Here is an 18,620-nt window from a genome sequence, read left to right as displayed (position 1 = left end):
GGCTTTCTTAATTTTCCATACAAAAAAGGCATCCTTGAAATCATGTTTTCTTCAAGAACGCCTTTGTTCTGAAACCGATTATAATATATGCCGCAGAAAAATGCAATCTTTTTTTGAGATATTATTTATTTTATAAGGTTTTTAACGGCTTATACATTATTTTATTAAGTCTCCTTTTGTAAAATGTCATTTTTTCCGATATATATCATAGGCTCTGCTTCACTTAACAAGAACATTCGTACCTAAAAGGAGGTTACTATGATAAATAACGCTATTTCCGGGTCTATTCCATCAGGGACCTCTAGTGCCCAGGTCACCTCCCAGACTACCGGTAATGTATCAAATACTTCTACCGGTACCTATTCCGGTTCTACTGCCTATGGATTGGAAAAAGGGCAGGTTATAAAAGGAGAGATTGTTGATCTTAAAAATAATGAAGTAAGTATACGTTTGAGTGACGGACAGATCTTAAAGGGAAAGCTGACAGCAGATGTTAATAATCTCTCCATTGGTAGCCGGGTATCCTTTCGGGTAGAGAATGCCTCTTCCCAGAATCTTACCTTGAAGATTCTGCCGGAGAGTTCCTCCTCTTATATGGAGTCAACGATTGATGCTGCTCTGGATGCCGCTTCCTTAAGCAAACTTCCTAAAAACAGGAACCTGGTGGCAGAACTTCTTTCCTCCCGTATGTCTATTGATAAGAATAATCTTATCTTTTTTGCCAAACAAATGACTCAGTTTCCGGAAGCTTCTATTAAAAGCCTTATTTTCTTGAATCAAAATAATCTTCCGGTTAATAAAATCAGCATCGAACTGGCGGAAGGTTTTCTAAGTTCCAATGGTAAGATGATGGATAACCTGGCAGTGCTCGCTGATACGATATCAAAACTTCCATGGGCTGAGACCGGTCAGGACAACAATCAAGCTTTACTTCATCTGCTGTTAGAAGACAAATCAGCTCTTAAAAATACATTAGCACCGGAAAATACATTAGCACCAGAGGTTCAGATTAATTCTTCGGATTCAGTTTCCGTAAATACTGCTAATATCCAAAATCCATTGCAAATGCAGCCTTTTAATTATTCCCAGGAGCTTCCGATTGGGAACTTACTCTCCGCTGAGGAAAGGACTCTTTTGGCTGACAGCTTGAATGCCCTTTCCCCTGCCGCCCTTGAAAACTCTCAACTTGAGGAGCTGTTAACCGGAACCCTTTCAGCCGCTTCGTTATCAGAAGCTGCAAAACTATTAAAAGAATATACCATGAATCCTGCTGTCTGGAACCTGGCTGACAAAATTATAAATGCTGCCGATATACAGGAAAGTAGTACCTCTGAATTAAAGGAATTACTTCCCCCTGAGAGCAGAGATACTCTGCTTAAGTTAGTTCAAGCCTTACCGGAAAACTTTCCCATTTCCTTTACCGATGCGATTGTGAAGGGAAATATATCTGTCTCAGATTTTCTGGGGCAGATCAGTACACAATTATCTCCCGCTGCCGGCACTTCGGAAGAACACACTGCTGCCCTCCAGAAACTCACTTCCTCCAAGGAATTTCAGAGCCTCTTAAATTCCAAGCTTTTGTCGGATTGGAGTATGACTCCCGAGGATCTTGCTAAGCCTGATGCCGTAAAAAACCACTATGAGAATCTGCTAAGACAGTTAACTGATATAAAAAACCTTGCCGAATCAGCTACCTTTACCGGCGCACAAGCTCTTCAAGCCCAGTTAGCTCATGTTACAGATTCCGTTCAGTATATGAATATGTTTCAACATATGTTTTCCTATCTGCAGCTTCCTGTTAAACTTAAGAACCAATATGCAGAAAGCGAACTCCATGTCTACTCCAACAAGAAATCAAACCTGGATATTGAAGAGGGTATAAGGGTTGTCCTTCACTTAAAAATGGATAATCTGGGGCCAGTGGATATCGCTATCGATCTTACACACAGCCAGTTAAAAAACACCTTTTACCTGGAAAATAAGGAAGCCTTGGAGTTACTTTCCTCTCATATGGGAACTTTAGAAGAAAAGCTTACAGGTAAAGGCTATCAGGTAAGTACTGAGTTTGTTAATAAGGGAAAAAACAGCGAACCCGCAGGGAAAGTCCTCCCTGATAGTTCCTTGCACACAGAAGAAAACGCTCCTGCTCCTTCTTCCAGAGGTAAACGTTATCATTTTGACATTCGTGCATGATTAATATTTATAGTAGCATTTCATAAGCAAAAACTGCCGCCTAAACTTTAGAGATTATCTGAAAGTTTAGACGGCAATTTTCATCTTAAAAAACTTCTAATGATTAAATTTTAAAATTTATATATCCCTCTATATAAGGTTCATAACTTTACAGATCAGGTAGAGTATAAATAAATGAACCGGATAGAAAGCATAGAATACATACTTTAATCTTAATCCTCTCTCACCGTTATATAATCCTATGGGAATCAGCGCAAATGCTGCCGTCAGTTCGGATAAGGACATTATATTTAATGTAATATAGCCACCGATACCTGCCGATAAATGCTGCCTTCTTAAAGCATACATCACAGCGATGGTCAGGACTCCAAATGCAGAATAATCCGTAACCAGGAGATTAGCAAGAACCATACCGACTGCGAGCACTGCACAATCTGCAAGAAAAATCCCTATTCTCTCACCATTACTTCTAAACATAAGATACAGCACCAGGAAAATGACTGCAACGATGGCGATTACACCAATCATGACCTTATCATCCATACTCGTGAAGATCAGCGGAAGCCCTGTGCCATTAAATCCTGTAACAATGCTGTTTATGGTGTACATAGAATTCTGTAATACCTGAAAAGCAATCCATCCTGCGCCTATTACACCTATTATTGAGATTACAGGGAACCATCTTTTTTCCTTAAGCCGCTCTGCAAAGAATTGAAATCCCCACATTACCAGGAAACCTATGAAAAGTGTGAAAAACACATTTTGATATCCAAAATAAAAAATCTTCCCTTGAAAAGCCAGGTCAAAGGGTATCTCTGAAATAAGCGCAAACAATGCCAGTCTGATAGCATACTTGCCCTTATTCCTGGTATGTACAAAACCTTCTACCAGCAAAAAGCAAAAGAGGGGAAATCCAAGTCTGCCAATCATTCGCATAACAAAATAGATAAAATATAATCTTATGTTTGACGTATCCGTTGATGCTACCGTATTGTAATTAAAATATCCATTAGAAATAAGCGTTTGTTCCAATATAGTTGCTGCAACGTGGTCGATCAGCATTACAAAAATTGCTATTAACTTTAAAGTACTTCCTGGTATACCCCTTTTCTTGATGGTATCTTCAGTATATGCTGGCACAGCCGTAATATCTTCCATAAATCCTCCTAATAAAATATTATGCGGTATCCTATATCTATACGCTTGTTAAATTATACCATCCCACACACAGGATAGCAAATACTTATCGTGATAAGAAAAAGCCGCAAGCAGTGTATCTGTCATTGGGCTGATCAGTTTACACTATTACGACTTTTTACTTATCTGCTGCATTCATAATACCAAATCACATTTATCAAAGGGCGTTTATGCCAGCAATTCCTTTAGAATCTTATTAATCATACCTGGATCTGCTTTTCCCTTCATCTCTTTCATCGTCTGACCAACAAGGAAGCCAAGGGCTTTCTCCTTACCGCTTCGATAATCACTTACAGAAGCCGGGTTCTCAGATATTATCCTCTCAATCGTAGCTTTTAAGGCACCTTCATCATTGACCATGGAAAGCCCTTTTTCCTCAACATACTTTTCAGGGTCCACATCCTCTTTGAAGATTTTTTCAAAGACCTCTTTGGCAACTGTACGGTTAATCTTATTGTCCCCTATGAGCTTAATAAGGCTTGCAAGGTGGTCCGCATGAAAAGAGATATCCTCCGGCTCTTTTTCTTCTTCCTTCAAAAGGCGCATTGTCTCTACCATCAGCCAGTTGGATACTTCCTTTGGTTTACCGCAGAGTGCAACTGTCTCCTCAAACAAATCTGCCAGGTGCTTGGAACCGGTTATGATTCCGGCATCATAAACAGGAATGTCATATTCCTTCTCATAACGTAACATCTTCTCATCACGAAGCTCCGGCTGACGGTTCTTAATTTCCTTCAGCCACTCGTCACTAATGTCAATAGGTACCAGGTCCGGCTCCGGAAAATAACGGTAATCCTGGGCATCTTCTTTGGAACGCATGGCGAAGCTGGTATCTTTATTATCATCCCAGCGTCTGGTTTCCTGGGTAACTACTTTTCCGTATTCCAGTACATCAATCTGACGTTTTCTCTCACCTTCAATAGCTCTTGCTATGGCTTTAAAGGAGTTCATATTCTTCATTTCTGTTCTGGTACCGAATTCTTTCGCTCCTACCTCTCTGATAGAAAGATTAATATCAGCTCTTAAAGAACCTTCCTGCATCTTGCAGTCAGAGACACCAAGATATTGCAGAATAAGCTTCAGCTTTTCAAGGTATGCTATAACCTCTTCCGCACTTCTCATATCAGGCTCGCTTACAATCTCAATTAAAGGAACACCGCAGCGGTTATAATCAACCAGGGTACAATCTTCCCAAGGATCATGTATTAGTTTTCCGGCATCTTCTTCCATATGAATTTCATGTATACCAATGGTTTTCTTGCCGGCAGCGGTTTCAATCTCAATTCCTCCATCGTGACAAATGGGTAGATATAGCTGAGATACCTGGTAAGCTTTGGGTAGATCCGGATAAAAATAATTCTTTCGGTCAAATTTACAGTTCTGATTTATCTGACAGTTAGTCGCAAGGCCAGCTGCTATGGCAAATTCTACTACCTTCTTATTTAATACCGGAAGAGTACCAGGCATACCGGTACATACCGGACAGCAGTGAGTATTAGGTTCTCCGCCGAACTGAGTGGTGCAGCTACAGAAGATTTTCGTCTTTGTTGCAAGCTCTACATGGACTTCAAGTCCGATGACGGTTTCATAGGATTTCATAGCACCACTTCCTTTCTCGTTTGTTCAAAGCGATATGCTGCTTTTAAAATATCTTTTTCACCGAAATGTTTTCCGATTAACTGAAGCCCTATGGGAAGACCCTGATTTCCAATTCCGCTGGGAAGGCTGATAGCCGGAAGTCCTGCCAGATTAATGGATACGGTATAGATATCTCCTAAATACATCTGTAAGGGATCGGATAAACTTTCACCGATTCTTGGAGCCGTCGAAGGCGTCGTAGGTCCAAGTATAATATCGTATTTATCAAAAGCCCTGTCAAAACCTTCTTTAATAAGGGCTTTTACTTTTAAAGCTTTGTTATAGTAAGCATCATAATAACCGGAGCTAAGTACAAAGGCACCAATCATCATTCTGCGCTTTACTTCATTGCCAAAGCCCTCACTTCTGGTCTTCTTATAGACTTCCTGAAGCCCTTCGAAGTCCTCTGTACGATACCCGTATTTGATACCGTCATAACGTGAAAGGTTGGAGCTGGCTTCTGCGGAGGCAATAACATAATAAGCAGGAATTGCATGTTCCACAGCTTCCAAGTCAAATTCTTCTATAATAGCACCTTGCTTTTCCAGTTCCTTTGCAGCTTCTAGAACACTTACTTTGATTTCTTCTGTCAGTCCGTTTCCTAAATAGCCTTTGGGAATTCCAATCTTCATTCCCTTTATATCTTCTCCCAGTACTTTGGAATACCCATAATGTTCTGTGGGAACACTGGTGGAGTCTTTCTTATCATGACCGGAAATAATGTCAAGTGCTGCTGCACAATCTGCTACATTCTTTCCGATTGGTCCAATCTGATCCAAGGAAGAAGCATAGGCTACCAACCCATAGCGAGAGACTGTACCATAAGTAGGTTTTATACCGGTTACACCGCAGAAGGCACTTGGCTGTCTGATAGAACCACCGGTATCCGAACCTAAGGCATAGAAAGCTTCATCTGCTGCTACTGCCGCTGCAGAACCGCCGCTGGAGCCTCCCGGCACATACTCTGTATTTCTGGGATTTTTCGTTATTCCAAAATAGGAAGTTTCAGTGGTACTGCCCATTGCGAACTCATCCATATTGGTTTTCCCGATTATAATAGCCCCCTGTGCTTTTAACTTTTCCACTACGGTGGCATTATAAGGCGGAAGGAAGTTATTTAATATCTTAGACCCACAGGTAGTCTTTATTCCCTTGGTGCAGATGTTATCCTTTACGGCAACAGGTACTCCCGCCAGAGGTGCATCTGCTAATTCTCCGCTGTCAATTTTTCTTTGTACTTCTTTTGCTTCCAAGAAAGCATTTTCTTCTAAAACGGATATATAGCAGCTGTTAACAGAATCTGTTTCCTTTATCTTATCTATCTGAATACTGACTGCTTCCGCTACCGATATCTCTTTCTCCTGAATCTTCTTCCCCAATTCCAGGGCTGATAGTTTGGTTATGTCCATGCTGACCTCTTTTCTATTGACATCATCTATTGATTTGGTATGATCTTTTTCATTACAATGACTCTTCCTTACTCAACAGTCTTGGGAACCATAAAACAGCCGTCTTTTTTTGCCGGTGCATTTGCAAGGAGGGCATCTCTGTCAGGACTGTTCTCCACCACATCTTCACGAAATACATTTTTAATAGGGAAGACATGGGACATAGGGGTTATCCCTTCGGTGTCCAGTTCATTCATGGTTGTAATATAACCTAATATACTTCCAAGGTCAGTCTTTGCTTTTTCTTTTTCCTCTTCTGTCAGCTCCAGCTTAGCAAGGGCCGCCACATAGTCTATCGTTTTATCTGTTATCTCCATTATTCCTCAATTCCGCTGCTTGAAGCAGCTTAAATTCTTATGAAAGAAGCTTTGTTCATTCAAAGATTTTGTTCATTCAAAGCTTCTGTCCGTTCAAATCTTCTGTTCGTTCATTTCAATGGATTTGTTCCAATTATTGAATTATCTATTCGCAATTCTAAGGTTCCAGTCTTGTTACATCTCTCGGGAACAGGGTAGTTTCTCTTACATTCTGCTCATCCAGTATCTTCATGGTAAGACGCTCCAGGCCGATTCCAAGTCCGCCGTGAGGAGGCATTCCATGCTTGAAGATCATAAGGTAATCGTTAAATTCCGCAGGGTCCATTCCCCTTTTTAGCATCTTCTCTACCTGTGCTTCATAGCTGTGAATTCTCTGTCCCCCGGTGGTAATCTCCATCCCTTTAAATAACAGGTCAAAGCTTAACGTAAATTTATTATCCGCCGGGTCATCCATAGCGTAGAAAGGTCTTTTCTTAGAAGGATAATGTGTTACAAATACCAAATCACTGCCATATTCCTCTTTAAAATACTTCCCAATGAGAATTTCCTCTTCCGGTTCCAAATCATAGGGATTTTTTATTTTACGGTCATACTTCTCAGCAACCAATTGTTTCGCTTCATCAAATCTAACTGCAGGGATCTTATCGGTGGAGGGTAATTCTACATTCAGGATTTTCAATTCCTTCTCGTAGTCTTTCTTTAATAAATCAAAGGTATACGTAAGAAGCGCGGCTTCCATATCCATAATATCCTCAAAGCCATCGATATATCCCATCTCAAAGTCAAGACTGGTGTATTCATTCAGATGCCTTGTGGTATTATGCTTCTCTGCACGAAATACCGGTGCTGCTTCAAATACCCTGTCATATACGCCTACCATTGTCTGCTTATATACCTGGGGGCTTTGTGCTAAGAAGGCTTTCTTTCCAAAGTACTCTAATTTAAATACATTGGCACCACCCTCTGCATTTCCTGCCACAATCTTAGGTGTCCTGATCTCTGTAAAATGATTCTCATAGAGGAAATTACGAAAACCTCTTACAATTCCCTCCTGAATCTTAAAGATTGCCCGTTCCCTTATATTTCTTAGTGCGATAGGACGAAGGGAAAGCTTTGTCTCAAGAGAAGTTCCCATCTTCCATTTGCTGATAGGTAGAGGCATTATGGAATCCTTTGCCGGTTCTGATAATACCCGGACTTCTGAGACCTTTAATTCAAATCCTCCCGGTGCTCTCTCTTCTCTGGAAGCAATTCCTGTCACTTCAAGGGTCATTCCTTCTCTAATACAACTTGCTTCTGCTCCCGTAACCTTGCCTGCTTCGAAAACACACTGTACCAGACCTTCATATTTACGAAGAACAACAAATGAGAATTCTCCCATATCTCTTACCGCATGTACAGCACCTCTTACTATTACTTGCTTTTGGAATAAGTCACCGGTAAGTATATCACTGATTTCTACTATTTCTTTTTCTTTTATTCCTTTTACAAATTCCATCGTGTTCCTCCTTTAATCTATCCATTGATCTGGCAGTTGCTTTTTCTCCAGGCATATCTAACAGACAATCACTTTTAGTTTTCGTCTGAATACAAAAAGTCCCGGATATTTATGTGAAAAAACACATAAATATCCGGGACGGGAATCCAACAGCAACTGCAAAAGGCAATCGTCTTACGTTAAGAGAATAACCCGCGGTACCACCCGCGTTGAAAGCAAAAGCTTTCCTCTCAAGCACATAACGCGTGCCGCGTATAAACCTACTATAAGTCGTATGATAGATGGGAGTAATAATATCCTCCATTACAGATCATAGAACTTCTTCGGCTTATAAGCTCCAGAGTGTTCCTTCCAATAGCTATCACCATAGGCATGCTCTCAGTCGGTGGCTTGCCATTCCTGTCTATAGATGAAATCCCTAAAGGTTAGTCTCTTTCTCAGCCTTTATAAATATTCAAATACTTTTAAGCTATATTATCACAGAAAATATTATCTGACAAGAGGTAATTTTAAATGATTTATTTAAACGATTTGATTTCCTTTATAAATTCCTCTTTTGTTTTTCCGGCTGCAAAATCTTTTAACATAGTATTCGCATCTGAAGCCGCATTATTCTCAGCCTTATTATTCATCCCTTTATTATTAAAAGCCAGGTCATCACCAGTTAAACTTCCGGATATGGTATCATCCTCATTCATATTATAAATCCCCTGATAGCCGCCCACACATGCATAAGTATAATCATTGTTTGCATATTCCTTAGCGTCATACTTTGTTAAGAATAGTATCTTTCTTGAGCCTTCTTCTAGAACCGGGTCTTCAATAAGGTATTTTGTTTGAATAATATTAATAGTATCATTTTTACTTAGTCCATCCCCTTTTAAAATATCATCAACTTTAGCTTCGGTAAAGGTAAAATAAGATTCTGGGCCAAACTCAATCTCACCAACGTTATTTTTAATCGTTGCTTCAATAATTATAGGTGATTGGTCATATACCTCCTCCAGCGAATCTGCATAAAAAGCCATTTTAGCATGGAAGAATTTTGAATTATCCAAGGTTTCCTTCGTTACATCAGATGATTTTAAAAATTAGGCACACAGATATATAATAAGCTGCAAACTACTCCAATTATAATAACTAATAATATTTTTTTCACCATACCATCCTATCCATTGCTATGACCAAGCTCATGGGCTACAAGTTCTGTTGTATTAGCAGCAAATTATGAATAATAATAATAATTTATTTGTGTATATTTAGATGCGGTAAATGTATCACTTATACGCAACACTATTTCAGTAGTCATAAATATATTGGACCATATTCTTACCTTTGTCAATAATAAAAATTATTACATGAGTAAGCCTATATCATGAAAAGAATAGAAATCTAAAAAAGAAAGAGTGCAGATATCCAAGGTATCTGCACTCTTTCTTAACGGAATTCCATTCGAAGAATTCCTTTGCCGTCTTTGCATACGAAGCTTCCCATGCTTCCATTGACAACGGTAATCGTAGGGGCTTTATGGCCGATATCGGTATCCATAATAATGGGAACATCTTTTAATACGGAAGTTAATACTTCCTCATAAGGGATACCGTGATTCTCCTGGTAAAAGGCAGGTCTCCCAAAGAGGAAGCCTTTTGCATGCTGGAACCAGCCAGCTTCCTTAAGCTGCCATAACCCTCTGGTTAAGGCGTCGCTGCTAAGAGCAAAGCTTTCCAGGTACCAAAGGATTCCATCCTCCTTATATTTTTCAATAAAGGCCAGCGTATTGTCATAGCGAGTTCCCAGGATATTTAAGAGGACATCAAGACACCCACCGAGAAGTCTGCCTTCTACCGGCTTACCTTCTTCGCCTGCTATCTGTTTTAGTACCACCGGTTCTGTTAATACATATTCTTCCAGCCCCGTAACTCTGTCATAATAGCCATCCTCATAAAGATCAAAGCTCTCCTGAAGGAATCCGCCTTCCATCAAGCCTTCGCCGGTCATTATCTTTAGATTATCCTCCAAAGAAGAATGCCAGTTATCCATACCAAAAGCAGTGAAATTACTGCCATAAACAGTTGCGATATCACAGCAGGTAGTTATGGAATGTGTAAGTCCTGTATTATCGGAAAAACCTTGAAACCATACGGGATTTGCTTTTATGGCTTCATAGTCAAAGTAGGGCAGCATTTCCACCAGGAAATCCCCTCCTCCTGAACTAATCAGCCATTTGATATCTTTATTCTTTAGAAAAGTGTTAATTTCCTCGCCTCTGGCTTTTCCGTCTCCGCTCCGGCCTTTTACGCTCGTTCTTACCAGAGGGCCTTCTATTACCTGATATCCTTTATTATTAAAATGCAGCACTGCATTATCCAGTCGGTTATAATCTGTTTGATTACCGTTACCATCAGAAGGAGCAGGTACGGCTATCATATCGTCTTTTTTTAAAAATTCCGGGTATATCATAATTTCTTAATCCTCTCAATGGCTTCTACGGTATTTTCATAGGTTCCAAAAGCCGTCAGTCTAAAATATCCTTCACCGCTGGGACCAAAACCTGAACCGGGAGTACCCACAACATTCGCTTCTTTTAACAGATAATCAAAGTACTGCCAGGAGGTCATCTTATCCGGTGTTTTTAACCAGATATATGGTGCATTCACGCCACCAGATACCGTATAACCGGAGCTCTCAAGACCTTCTTTGATTACACGGGCATTGTTCATATAATAGGCAATCTGTTCTCTGGTCTGTTTCTTACCTTCCTCCGTATAAACAGCTGCTCCGGCTGCCTGTATTACGTAAGGTGCACCATTGAATTTCGTACCGTGACGTCTTGCCCACAGACTGTTAAGGGATACCTCCCCTGCCTTTAAATCCTTGGGTATTACAGTAAATCCCAGTCTTGTACCGGTAAAACCTGCATTCTTGGAGAAACTTCTAAGCTCAATAGCACAGGTCTTTGCACCTTCACATTCATAGATAGTGTGAGGAACGTCTTCTTCAGAAATATATGCTTCATAAGCGGCATCATAGATAATAACTGCACCGATTTTGTTGGCGTAATCTACCCATTCCTGTAATTTTGCTTTGTTTATGGTAGAACCGGTAGGGTTATTGGGAAAGCACAGATAAATCATATCCGGCTCTTTCGTTGGAAATTCCGGTGCAAAATTCGTATCCGCGGTACAGGGCATATAGATAACTTCGCTCCATTTACCTGTTTCACTGCTGTATATTCCCGTTCTGCCTGCCATAACATTCGAATCCACATAAACAGGGTATACCGGGTCACAAACAGCAATCTTATTATCTGCTCCGAAGATTTCCTGAATATTAGCGGAATCACTCTTCGCTCCGTCACTGACAAAGATCTCATCCAAAGCGATGTCCACACCTCTTGACTTATAGTCATGTTCAGCAATCAGGCTTCTTAAGAATTCATAGCCAAGGTCAGGGGAATAGCCTTTAAAGGTATCCTTAACAGCCATTTCATCCGTTGCTTTATGGAGGGCAGAAATTACAGCCGGTGCAAGGGGAAGTGTTACGTCTCCAATACCTAAACGAATGACTTTCTTATCCGGATTCGCTTCTCCAAAGGCTTTCACTTTTTTAGCAATATCGGAAAACAGATAGCTTCCCGGCAGTTTCAGATAATTTTCATTAATTTTAAACATAGTTGCTCTCCTTCTATTTTTTTCTGCAGAATGTAAACTATTCTCTTCCGGGATAGCCTGCATCCGGCTGGTTTGTTTTTTATAATAACTCACCGTCAAATACGGTTATGGCAGGACCGGTCATAAAGATTGAGTCTTTTACCCTGTCATAGCGTACGGTAAGCTCTCCTCCAAGAAGTTTCACTTTTACCTCATCCTCTGTATAGCCGTTTAAGATGCAGGCATAAACACTGGCACAAGCTCCTGTGCCGCAAGCTAAAGTCTCTCCGGAACCTCTTTCCCATACCCTCATGTCTATATTCTTTCTGTCTATTACATGGATAAATTCTGTATTGGTTCTTTTGGGAAACCATTCATGATGTTCAAAGAGGGGACCAACCTTTTCTATCTGGACCTTCTTAGTATCCTCCACAAAAACTACCGCATGAGGATTGCCCATAGAAACACAAGTTACCTTGTATTCCTCCTCTCCTACCTGAATCGGTTTGCCAATAATTCTATCCTCATCCCCTTTAACAGGTACCAACGCAGGTTCTGTAATCGGCTGACCCATATCGACAGTTACTTCTCTAACTTTTCCGTCCTCTACCGTAAGGAATAGATGCTTAATGCCTGCTCCCGTTTCAATGGTGATCTCTCTCTCCTGTATCAATCCGTAATCAAATACGTATTTTGCAACACAACGTATTCCATTTCCGCACATTGCAGAAGAAGAGCCATCCGCATTATACATATCCATCATAAAATCAGCTTTATCGGAAGCTTTAATTAAAATCAGACCATCAGAACCTATTCCAAAGTGCCTGTCACTGACTGCAATAGCAAGTTCGGAGGGATTCACAACCTTTTCTCTTAAACAATTTACATATACATAATCATTTCCGCAGCCCTGCATTTTTGTAAACTTCATACTAACCTCCATTTGCACCCAGCAAACCACAAACAGCCTGCTGTATGCTCCAATTTCATACTAATTTTCGCTTAAATTCTAATTTGTGACCAGTCATTAGGAAATCCAACAATGGCACCTTTATAACCCATCTAATACTTATTGGTACTTCCATATTAGGGTGTGAATTCTGTTTTATAATAATTCACGATACCCTTATTGTAAATGACATTATTAAGCGAAAATACTTCAAAAATGCTTTATGTATTGCATATAGTGCTATGCACCGTTGAGTACTCACAAAAGAGCCCTGGTACATGAACTTTCGTGTAAAATTTACCACCTGTTCATTTTACCATAGCTCTTAATCTTCTTGCAAGCCTGCTTGCAGTTTTGCTGACTCTTAAGTTACATTTAAGCATTTCTTATAAATACTCCTAAGTTTATAGTATCCTTGGTGTTTCAGAGGTTTAACTAACAATAACGGATGGTGTCTGATACTATTAATTGCTTTTTAATTCAGGGGTTCTTATGACCTGGAATGGCAGCACTTGCGACCAGGTCTATAACACCAGTGTCTAAGCTCAAAGTTTTACAGAACAGTAAACTTGAAGTGAGTTTGGTGTAACTTGACCTTCCGGAAACAAGTGCTGCCATTTTAGCGGAATCAGATGTCTGAACAAGAAAGCATTACATCAGGCTTAATATCATTTCCGCCATTTCTACCATATTCGTACCGCTGTCCATACTGTTCTTTTGAATATAACGGTGTGCTTCTTCTTCTGTCATATTGTTACGTTCCATGAGAACCAGCTTTGCTTTGCTGATAATTGCTTTCTCTTCTTCTGATCTGGGCTTCGGCTTTTCTCTTTCCTTTTTCCTGCGTCTTGCGATATTTAAATACATCATCTGCAGGGTGCTGATTAAATCTGCCATCTTAATTGGCATACTAAGACATACAATGTTATTGTAAGTACATTCTTCCAGCTTATTCGCCGAAGCAATTAAAAGCATCTCAAATCCTTTGGGTAGGTAACCGTTTAATTGGCTGTAATGCATATCGGAAAAACGGTATCCGCATATTATGATTCCGTCGTCCAATTCATTTGCAATGGTTACAACCTGTGCCCCTGTGGTGCAGGTTGCATTTACTTCGTATCCATTTCTCACCAGAACATTCTTTATGTTCATTGCATCTTCAATTTTAGGAAAAGCTATTATAATACTGGGCACATTCGATCACCTCCACACTCATCTGGCATACCACTTCTTCATGCTGCCACTAAACGCATATTATATACGGTGTAAGTATTGATCAATTTCCCATTTAGATACCTGAATAGCATATTGATTCCATTCCTGGTATTTGGCTTCAAGATACTTCTTGGTTGTATGTTCTCCAAGAACCGATTGAATCAGTTCATCCTGCTGTAAGGCTTCCAGTGCTTCTTTCAAAGTTGATGGCAGACTCTTAATATCCATTGCCTTCTTATCAGCCTCGCTCATCTCAAATATATTCTGATCTACACTTTCCGGAGGAGTTAATTTATTCTTGATGCCATCCAGACCCGCTGCCAAACATACGGCCAGAGCCAGATAGGGGTTAGCTGCTGAATCAGGACATCTAAGCTCAACTCTTGCGCTGGTACCTCTGGCTGCCGGTATCCTGATTAAAGGACTTCTGTTTGTAGCACTCCATGCAATATAAACCGGTGCTTCATAACCCGGAGTAAGTCTTTTATAAGAATTCACGAGTGGATTGGTGATAGCCGCCATTCCTTCCATGTGCTTCATAATTCCTGCAATAAAATAATAAGCTTCCTGACTAAGACCAAGCTTGCCGTCTGCATCATCAAATATATTTCTGCCATCTTTGGATAAGGACATATTAATATGCATACCGGAGCCATTTACACCAAACTTTGGTTTTGGCATAAAGGTAGCATGGAGTCCATGGCGTTTGGCAACGGTTCTGACTACCAATTTAAAGGTCATAATATTATCGGCAGTCTTTACTGCGTGGTCATATTTAAAATCAATTTCATGCTGGGCAGGAGCAACCTCATGATGGGATGCTTCCACAGTAAATCCCATGTCTTCCAGGGTCAGAACCATCTCACGTCTTGCATTTTCACCATTATCCAGGGGGCCAACATCAAAATAACCACCCTTTTCCTGCGTATCTACACTTGGTTCCCCATTGTCTAATGTATTAAATAAAAAGAATTCACATTCAGGGCCAACATGGAAGGTGTAGCCCATCTGTTTTGCATCTTCTGCCACCTTTTTTAAAATAAATCTCGGGTCTCCTTCAAAAGGTGTGCCGTCAGGTCTGTATACATCACAGATGAATCTGGCAACTTTCCCCTGCTGAGGTCTCCAAGGAAATATCTCAAAGGTATCAAGATCGGGATAAAGGTACATATCTGATTCTTCAATACGCACAAATCCTTCAATAGAGGAGCCGTCAAACATACATTTATTATCCAATACCTTATCCAATTGGCTGGTGGTTACCGCTACATTCTTTAAACTGCCAAAAATATCTGTAAATTGAAGTCTGATAAACTCAACATCTTCCTCCTTCACCATCCTGATAATGTCCTGCTTTGTAAAATGATTCATAATAACTCCTTTCCTGAACAACCCTTTATTCTAATATGAAAAATAAGCGAAAACGTCCTATAAAGAACATCTTCGCCTTTTGCTTCTATCATGATATCAGTCCTATAATTGTTTGTCAATATTATAAAATTAATACTACAAACATTAAAGTACATTATATGCTTATTTAAATAACAAGTTTGGTAATACACAGGTTTAAATAGTTAGTGTCATTTTTTAAATCAATTGTTTCTTTTGTTTCAACAAGTCTTATTAAAGGCCTTAACACACAATCCTGGTAATTTTTTACTACAATCGCTTTCGCGCCGTTATTTAACTCAATACAAGAACCTATGGGATAAACCGTTACACATTTTATGAATGCATCTATTACACGATTATCATACAGTTGATTCCCGTTACCCATTAAGTATTCAACTGCTTCACTGGGAGCAAATGCTTCTCTGTAGGCCCTGTCGGAGGTCATTGCGTCATAAGTATCTGCCACGGCAAGTATTCTGCCATATAGGGTTATCTCATTTCCTTTTAAACCTCTTGGATATCCGGTACCATCATATCTTTCATGGTGCTGGAGTACACCGGCTCTGGTTACGCTGCTTAATTCCTGAGAGGAGGTCAGCATCTCATAACCATATTCCGGATGTTTTTTAAGGATTGCGAATTCCTCTTCCGTAAGCTTACCTGTTTTGTCTAACAGTTCAGCCGGTATCTTATTCTTGCCAATATCGTGAAGTATACCGGCTGCTCCCAGATAAATCAATTCATCGGGATGTAAGTTTAATTTGATTCCCACACTGACCGCCAATATTGCTACATTAACACAGTGCAGATATGTGTATTCATGATGTCCCCATAGATTTCTCATGGTAAGCTCAACATCTTTATTACTGATAATGCTGCTTACGATGTCTTTAATCATTGGGAGCATCTCAGCGATATTCCCATTATTACCAACGATTTCTTCCAATCTTGTTGCTGTACGCAGTTTCAAGCCTTCATCCACTACATCTTCAATATATATCCCCTCTGAAATTTCATCTTCGATATATAGTCCTGTATAACCCATTGCTTTCAGCCTTGACAGAATATTCTCCGTCAAAACAACATTTTCCCTTAATAAAATGACCCCCTGATTGCCATAAAGCGGTTTTGCGAGTACAGCGCCAGGTTCAACCCTATTTATGGAAAGAAATCTCATACTCCATATCCTCCGATTACATAACTAAACATGGACAACTTTATCTAGTAATAGTGTTATCCCAAATAAACTACTAAGATATAATTATAACATATATTGTCGAATATGAGTACATATAATTTTTTATTTACTTTTAAGAATTTCTTACATTTTATGGCTTTTATATTTCCATAATTTATATTTTCTGGCTTTTATATTTTCTAAGATAAGAGCATCCTGTCGTTGGCAAACTCGCCTCCGCTTACACTTTCAAATTTATCCAGTAAGTCTCTGACATGAAGATTTTTCTTTTCTTCACCGGAAACGTCATAGATGATTTTTCCTTCATGCATCATAATCAAACGATTACCATATTGAATTGCATGTTTCATATTATGTGTTATCATAAGTGCAGTCAGAGAATTTTCCGCCACAATCTTTTCTGTCAGCTCCAGAACCTTTTGGGCAGTCTTTGGATCCAAGGCAGCCGTATGCTCATCCAACAGAAGCAGTCTAGGATTCTTTAACGCTGACATTAATAATGTAAGAGCCTGCCTTTGTCCTCCGGATAGAAGACCCACTTTTGTTGTCAAACGGTTCTCAAGACCCAGATCCAATTTCAGCAGCTGTTCCACATACAGTTCTTTTTCCGCTTTTGATATTCCCCAGCCAAATCCTCTTCTTTTACCTCTGCGGTATGCAAGAGCCAGGTTTTCCTGTATTTCCATACCGGCAGCAGTTCCCATCATAGGATCCTGGAATACCCTTCCAAGATAACTTGCTCTTTTATATTCCGGCATCCTGGTAATATCCCGTCCGTCAAGCATAATACTGCCGCTGTCCGGGTAATGAACTCCTGCAATCATATTGAGCATGGTGGATTTTCCCGCACCATTGCCTCCGATAACCGTAACAAAATCCGATTCATTTAAAGTTAAATTCAACCCTTTTAGTACTCTCTTTTCATTTATGGTAAAGGGGTTAAAGGTCTTATATAATTCTCCTATTTCTAACATTCGTTTTCCTCCCTTACAATCTTTACTTTATCCTTCTTAAAGACAGGGATGGATAAAGCTGCGGCTACCATAACTGCGGTTAATAATTTCAGGTTATTGGAATTAAAGCCAATATACAGAACAGAGGCTATTATAATTCGATAAATAATGGAGCCTATAACGATAGAAATCAGCCTGCTGGCAAAGGATATCACACGACGGAAAATCACTTCTCCAATTACAATTGAAGCTAATCCGATGACAATGGCACCAACCCCCATGGATACATCCGCAAAGCCCTGGGTTTGGGCTACAAGACCCCCTGAAAGCGCAATCAGTCCATTTCCAACCATAAGTCCGATTATTTTCATTGCATCAGTATTAGAACCTTGAGCACGTACCATTGCTTCATTATTACCGGTAGCTCTGATAGCACAACCAACTTCTGTACCAAGAAACCAATATAGCAGGACAATAACCAGAACTGTAAAGATTATACTAAGTCCCATTGAAATTAAATTCTGCAGAAGATTATCTTTAATCCCAAGGGCTGCTGCAGAGGGAAATAGATTCTTAGCCATAGAAAGTATTGTCTTCTGAGCTAAAAGAGGGGTATTAGACTTGCCCATAATACCCAGGTTTACGGAATATAGAGCTATCATTGTAAGTATCCCAGCCAGAATAGGAGGTATTCTAAGCTTTGTATGCAAAAAGCCTGTCACTGCACCTGCTGCCATACCTGCCAGAGTTGATATTAAAAGACAGAGTACCGGGTTAATCCCAAGACCTGATATACAAAAAGCACTGATACTTCCTCCTAATGCGAAACTTCCTTCGCTTGTCATATCCGGAAAATCCAGAATACGAAAAGATACATAAACACCAATTGCTAATATAGCCCAGGCAAATCCCTGTGAGGTAGCTCCCAATATCGATAATAAATAACGTATTAATTCATCCATTAATTTTCTA

The 18,620-nt window shown here is 39.8% G+C and carries 15 protein-coding genes; 1 reads left to right on the top strand and 14 read right to left on the bottom strand.

The genetic code is table 11. From position 1 onward, the window contains the following. Nucleotides 1-258 precede the first annotated feature (258 nt). A complete protein-coding gene (gene fliK, locus bsdcttw_RS06335) occupies nucleotides 259-2,193 on the top strand; it encodes a flagellar hook-length control protein FliK (RefSeq protein WP_185258541.1) in 1,935 nt (644 codons plus the stop codon). Nucleotides 2,194-2,322: 129 nt separating this feature from the next. On the opposite strand, the gene bsdcttw_RS06330 is transcribed toward fliK, so the two are convergent. The 14 genes from bsdcttw_RS06330 to bsdcttw_RS06265 all read right to left on the bottom strand — a co-directional run bounded on the left by bsdcttw_RS06330 (nucleotide 2,323) and on the right by bsdcttw_RS06265 (nucleotide 18,610). Next, nucleotides 2,323-3,351 carry a TraX family protein gene (locus tag bsdcttw_RS06330; RefSeq protein ID WP_185258540.1) on the bottom strand — a complete coding sequence of 343 codons (1,029 nt, stop codon included), beginning with the start codon at nucleotides 3,349-3,351 and terminating at the stop codon, nucleotides 2,323-2,325. A gap of 207 nt (nucleotides 3,352-3,558) precedes the next feature. After that, nucleotides 3,559-4,989 carry an Asp-tRNA(Asn)/Glu-tRNA(Gln) amidotransferase subunit GatB gene (gatB, locus tag bsdcttw_RS06325; RefSeq protein ID WP_185258539.1) on the bottom strand — a complete coding sequence of 477 codons (1,431 nt, stop codon included), beginning with the start codon at nucleotides 4,987-4,989 and terminating at the stop codon, nucleotides 3,559-3,561. Then, nucleotides 4,986-6,437 (bottom strand): Asp-tRNA(Asn)/Glu-tRNA(Gln) amidotransferase subunit GatA, encoded by a 1,452-nt coding sequence (gene gatA / locus bsdcttw_RS06320; RefSeq protein ID WP_185258538.1) that lies wholly within the window; start codon nucleotides 6,435-6,437, stop codon nucleotides 4,986-4,988. The genes gatB and gatA overlap by 4 nt, the downstream gene beginning before the upstream one ends. A gap of 68 nt (nucleotides 6,438-6,505) precedes the next feature. Continuing rightward, a complete protein-coding gene (gene gatC / locus bsdcttw_RS06315; RefSeq protein ID WP_185258537.1) occupies nucleotides 6,506-6,793 on the bottom strand; it encodes an Asp-tRNA(Asn)/Glu-tRNA(Gln) amidotransferase subunit GatC in 288 nt (95 codons plus the stop codon). Nucleotides 6,794-6,950: 157 nt separating this feature from the next. Beyond that, complete coding sequence (gene aspS, locus bsdcttw_RS06310) at nucleotides 6,951-8,291, bottom strand: aspartate--tRNA(Asn) ligase (protein ID WP_185258536.1); 1,341 nt, start codon at nucleotides 8,289-8,291, stop codon at nucleotides 6,951-6,953. 518 nt (nucleotides 8,292-8,809) lie between these two features. Beyond that, nucleotides 8,810-9,349 carry a hypothetical protein gene (locus tag bsdcttw_RS06305; RefSeq protein ID WP_207726498.1) on the bottom strand — a complete coding sequence of 180 codons (540 nt, stop codon included), beginning with the start codon at nucleotides 9,347-9,349 and terminating at the stop codon, nucleotides 8,810-8,812. Between the two features lie 379 nt (nucleotides 9,350-9,728). Continuing rightward, nucleotides 9,729-10,751 carry a S66 family peptidase gene (locus bsdcttw_RS06300; protein ID WP_185258534.1) on the bottom strand — a complete coding sequence of 341 codons (1,023 nt, stop codon included), beginning with the start codon at nucleotides 10,749-10,751 and terminating at the stop codon, nucleotides 9,729-9,731. After that, nucleotides 10,748-11,962, bottom strand: coding sequence for an LL-diaminopimelate aminotransferase (locus tag bsdcttw_RS06295; protein WP_185258533.1), 1,215 nt, complete (start codon nucleotides 11,960-11,962; stop codon nucleotides 10,748-10,750). Before bsdcttw_RS06295 ends, bsdcttw_RS06300 begins: the two co-directional genes overlap by 4 nt. Nucleotides 11,963-12,041: 79 nt before the next feature. Next, entirely contained in the window at nucleotides 12,042-12,872 is an 831-nt protein-coding gene (gene dapF / locus bsdcttw_RS06290; protein WP_185258532.1) for a diaminopimelate epimerase, read from the bottom strand. A 669-nt stretch (nucleotides 12,873-13,541) separates the two neighbouring features. Further along, nucleotides 13,542-14,084: an ANTAR domain-containing response regulator gene (locus tag bsdcttw_RS06285; protein WP_185258531.1), complete on the bottom strand. Its 543-nt coding sequence runs from the start codon at nucleotides 14,082-14,084 to the stop codon at nucleotides 13,542-13,544. Between the two features lie 60 nt (nucleotides 14,085-14,144). Beyond that, the gene (gene glnA / locus bsdcttw_RS06280; protein ID WP_185258530.1) at nucleotides 14,145-15,476 is read right to left on the bottom strand and encodes a type I glutamate--ammonia ligase; all 1,332 of its coding nucleotides are present in this window, start codon (nucleotides 15,474-15,476) and stop codon (nucleotides 14,145-14,147) included. Nucleotides 15,477-15,642: 166 nt separating this feature from the next. Continuing rightward, nucleotides 15,643-16,674, bottom strand: a complete 1,032-nt coding sequence (locus tag bsdcttw_RS06275; protein ID WP_185258529.1) for an HD-GYP domain-containing protein — start codon at nucleotides 16,672-16,674, stop codon at nucleotides 15,643-15,645. A gap of 200 nt (nucleotides 16,675-16,874) precedes the next feature. Then, nucleotides 16,875-17,669, bottom strand: a complete 795-nt coding sequence (locus bsdcttw_RS06270; protein ID WP_185258528.1) for an ABC transporter ATP-binding protein — start codon at nucleotides 17,667-17,669, stop codon at nucleotides 16,875-16,877. After that, nucleotides 17,663-18,610, bottom strand: coding sequence for an ABC transporter permease (locus bsdcttw_RS06265; RefSeq protein ID WP_185258527.1), 948 nt, complete (start codon nucleotides 18,608-18,610; stop codon nucleotides 17,663-17,665). Before bsdcttw_RS06265 ends, bsdcttw_RS06270 begins: the two co-directional genes overlap by 7 nt. Between the last annotated feature and the right edge of the window lie 10 nt (nucleotides 18,611-18,620).

Origin of the sequence: Anaerocolumna chitinilytica, assembly GCF_014218355.1 — a bacterium.
Taxonomy (GTDB): Bacteria; Bacillota; Clostridia; order Lachnospirales; family Lachnospiraceae; genus Anaerocolumna; species Anaerocolumna chitinilytica.
Note: the sequence above shows the minus strand (reverse complement) of the source record. Positions and strands in the feature narration are given on the sequence as shown.

Coding starts and splice junctions, on each gene's coding strand:
- fliK (WP_185258541.1), top strand. CDS start 259: ATGATAAATAACGCTATTTCCGGGTCTATTCCATCAGGGACCTCTAGT.
- bsdcttw_RS06330 (WP_185258540.1), bottom strand. CDS start 3,351: ATGGAAGATATTACGGCTGTGCCAGCATATACTGAAGATACCATCAAG.
- gatB (WP_185258539.1), bottom strand. CDS start 4,989: ATGAAATCCTATGAAACCGTCATCGGACTTGAAGTCCATGTAGAGCTT.
- gatA (WP_185258538.1), bottom strand. CDS start 6,437: ATGGACATAACCAAACTATCAGCCCTGGAATTGGGGAAGAAGATTCAG.
- gatC (WP_185258537.1), bottom strand. CDS start 6,793: ATGGAGATAACAGATAAAACGATAGACTATGTGGCGGCCCTTGCTAAG.
- aspS (WP_185258536.1), bottom strand. CDS start 8,291: ATGGAATTTGTAAAAGGAATAAAAGAAAAAGAAATAGTAGAAATCAGT.
- bsdcttw_RS06300 (WP_185258534.1), bottom strand. CDS start 10,751: ATGATATACCCGGAATTTTTAAAAAAAGACGATATGATAGCCGTACCT.
- bsdcttw_RS06295 (WP_185258533.1), bottom strand. CDS start 11,962: ATGTTTAAAATTAATGAAAATTATCTGAAACTGCCGGGAAGCTATCTG.
- dapF (WP_185258532.1), bottom strand. CDS start 12,872: ATGAAGTTTACAAAAATGCAGGGCTGCGGAAATGATTATGTATATGTA.
- glnA (WP_185258530.1), bottom strand. CDS start 15,476: ATGAATCATTTTACAAAGCAGGACATTATCAGGATGGTGAAGGAGGAA.
- bsdcttw_RS06275 (WP_185258529.1), bottom strand. CDS start 16,674: ATGAGATTTCTTTCCATAAATAGGGTTGAACCTGGCGCTGTACTCGCA.
- bsdcttw_RS06270 (WP_185258528.1), bottom strand. CDS start 17,669: ATGTTAGAAATAGGAGAATTATATAAGACCTTTAACCCCTTTACCATA.
- bsdcttw_RS06265 (WP_185258527.1), bottom strand. CDS start 18,610: ATGGATGAATTAATACGTTATTTATTATCGATATTGGGAGCTACCTCA.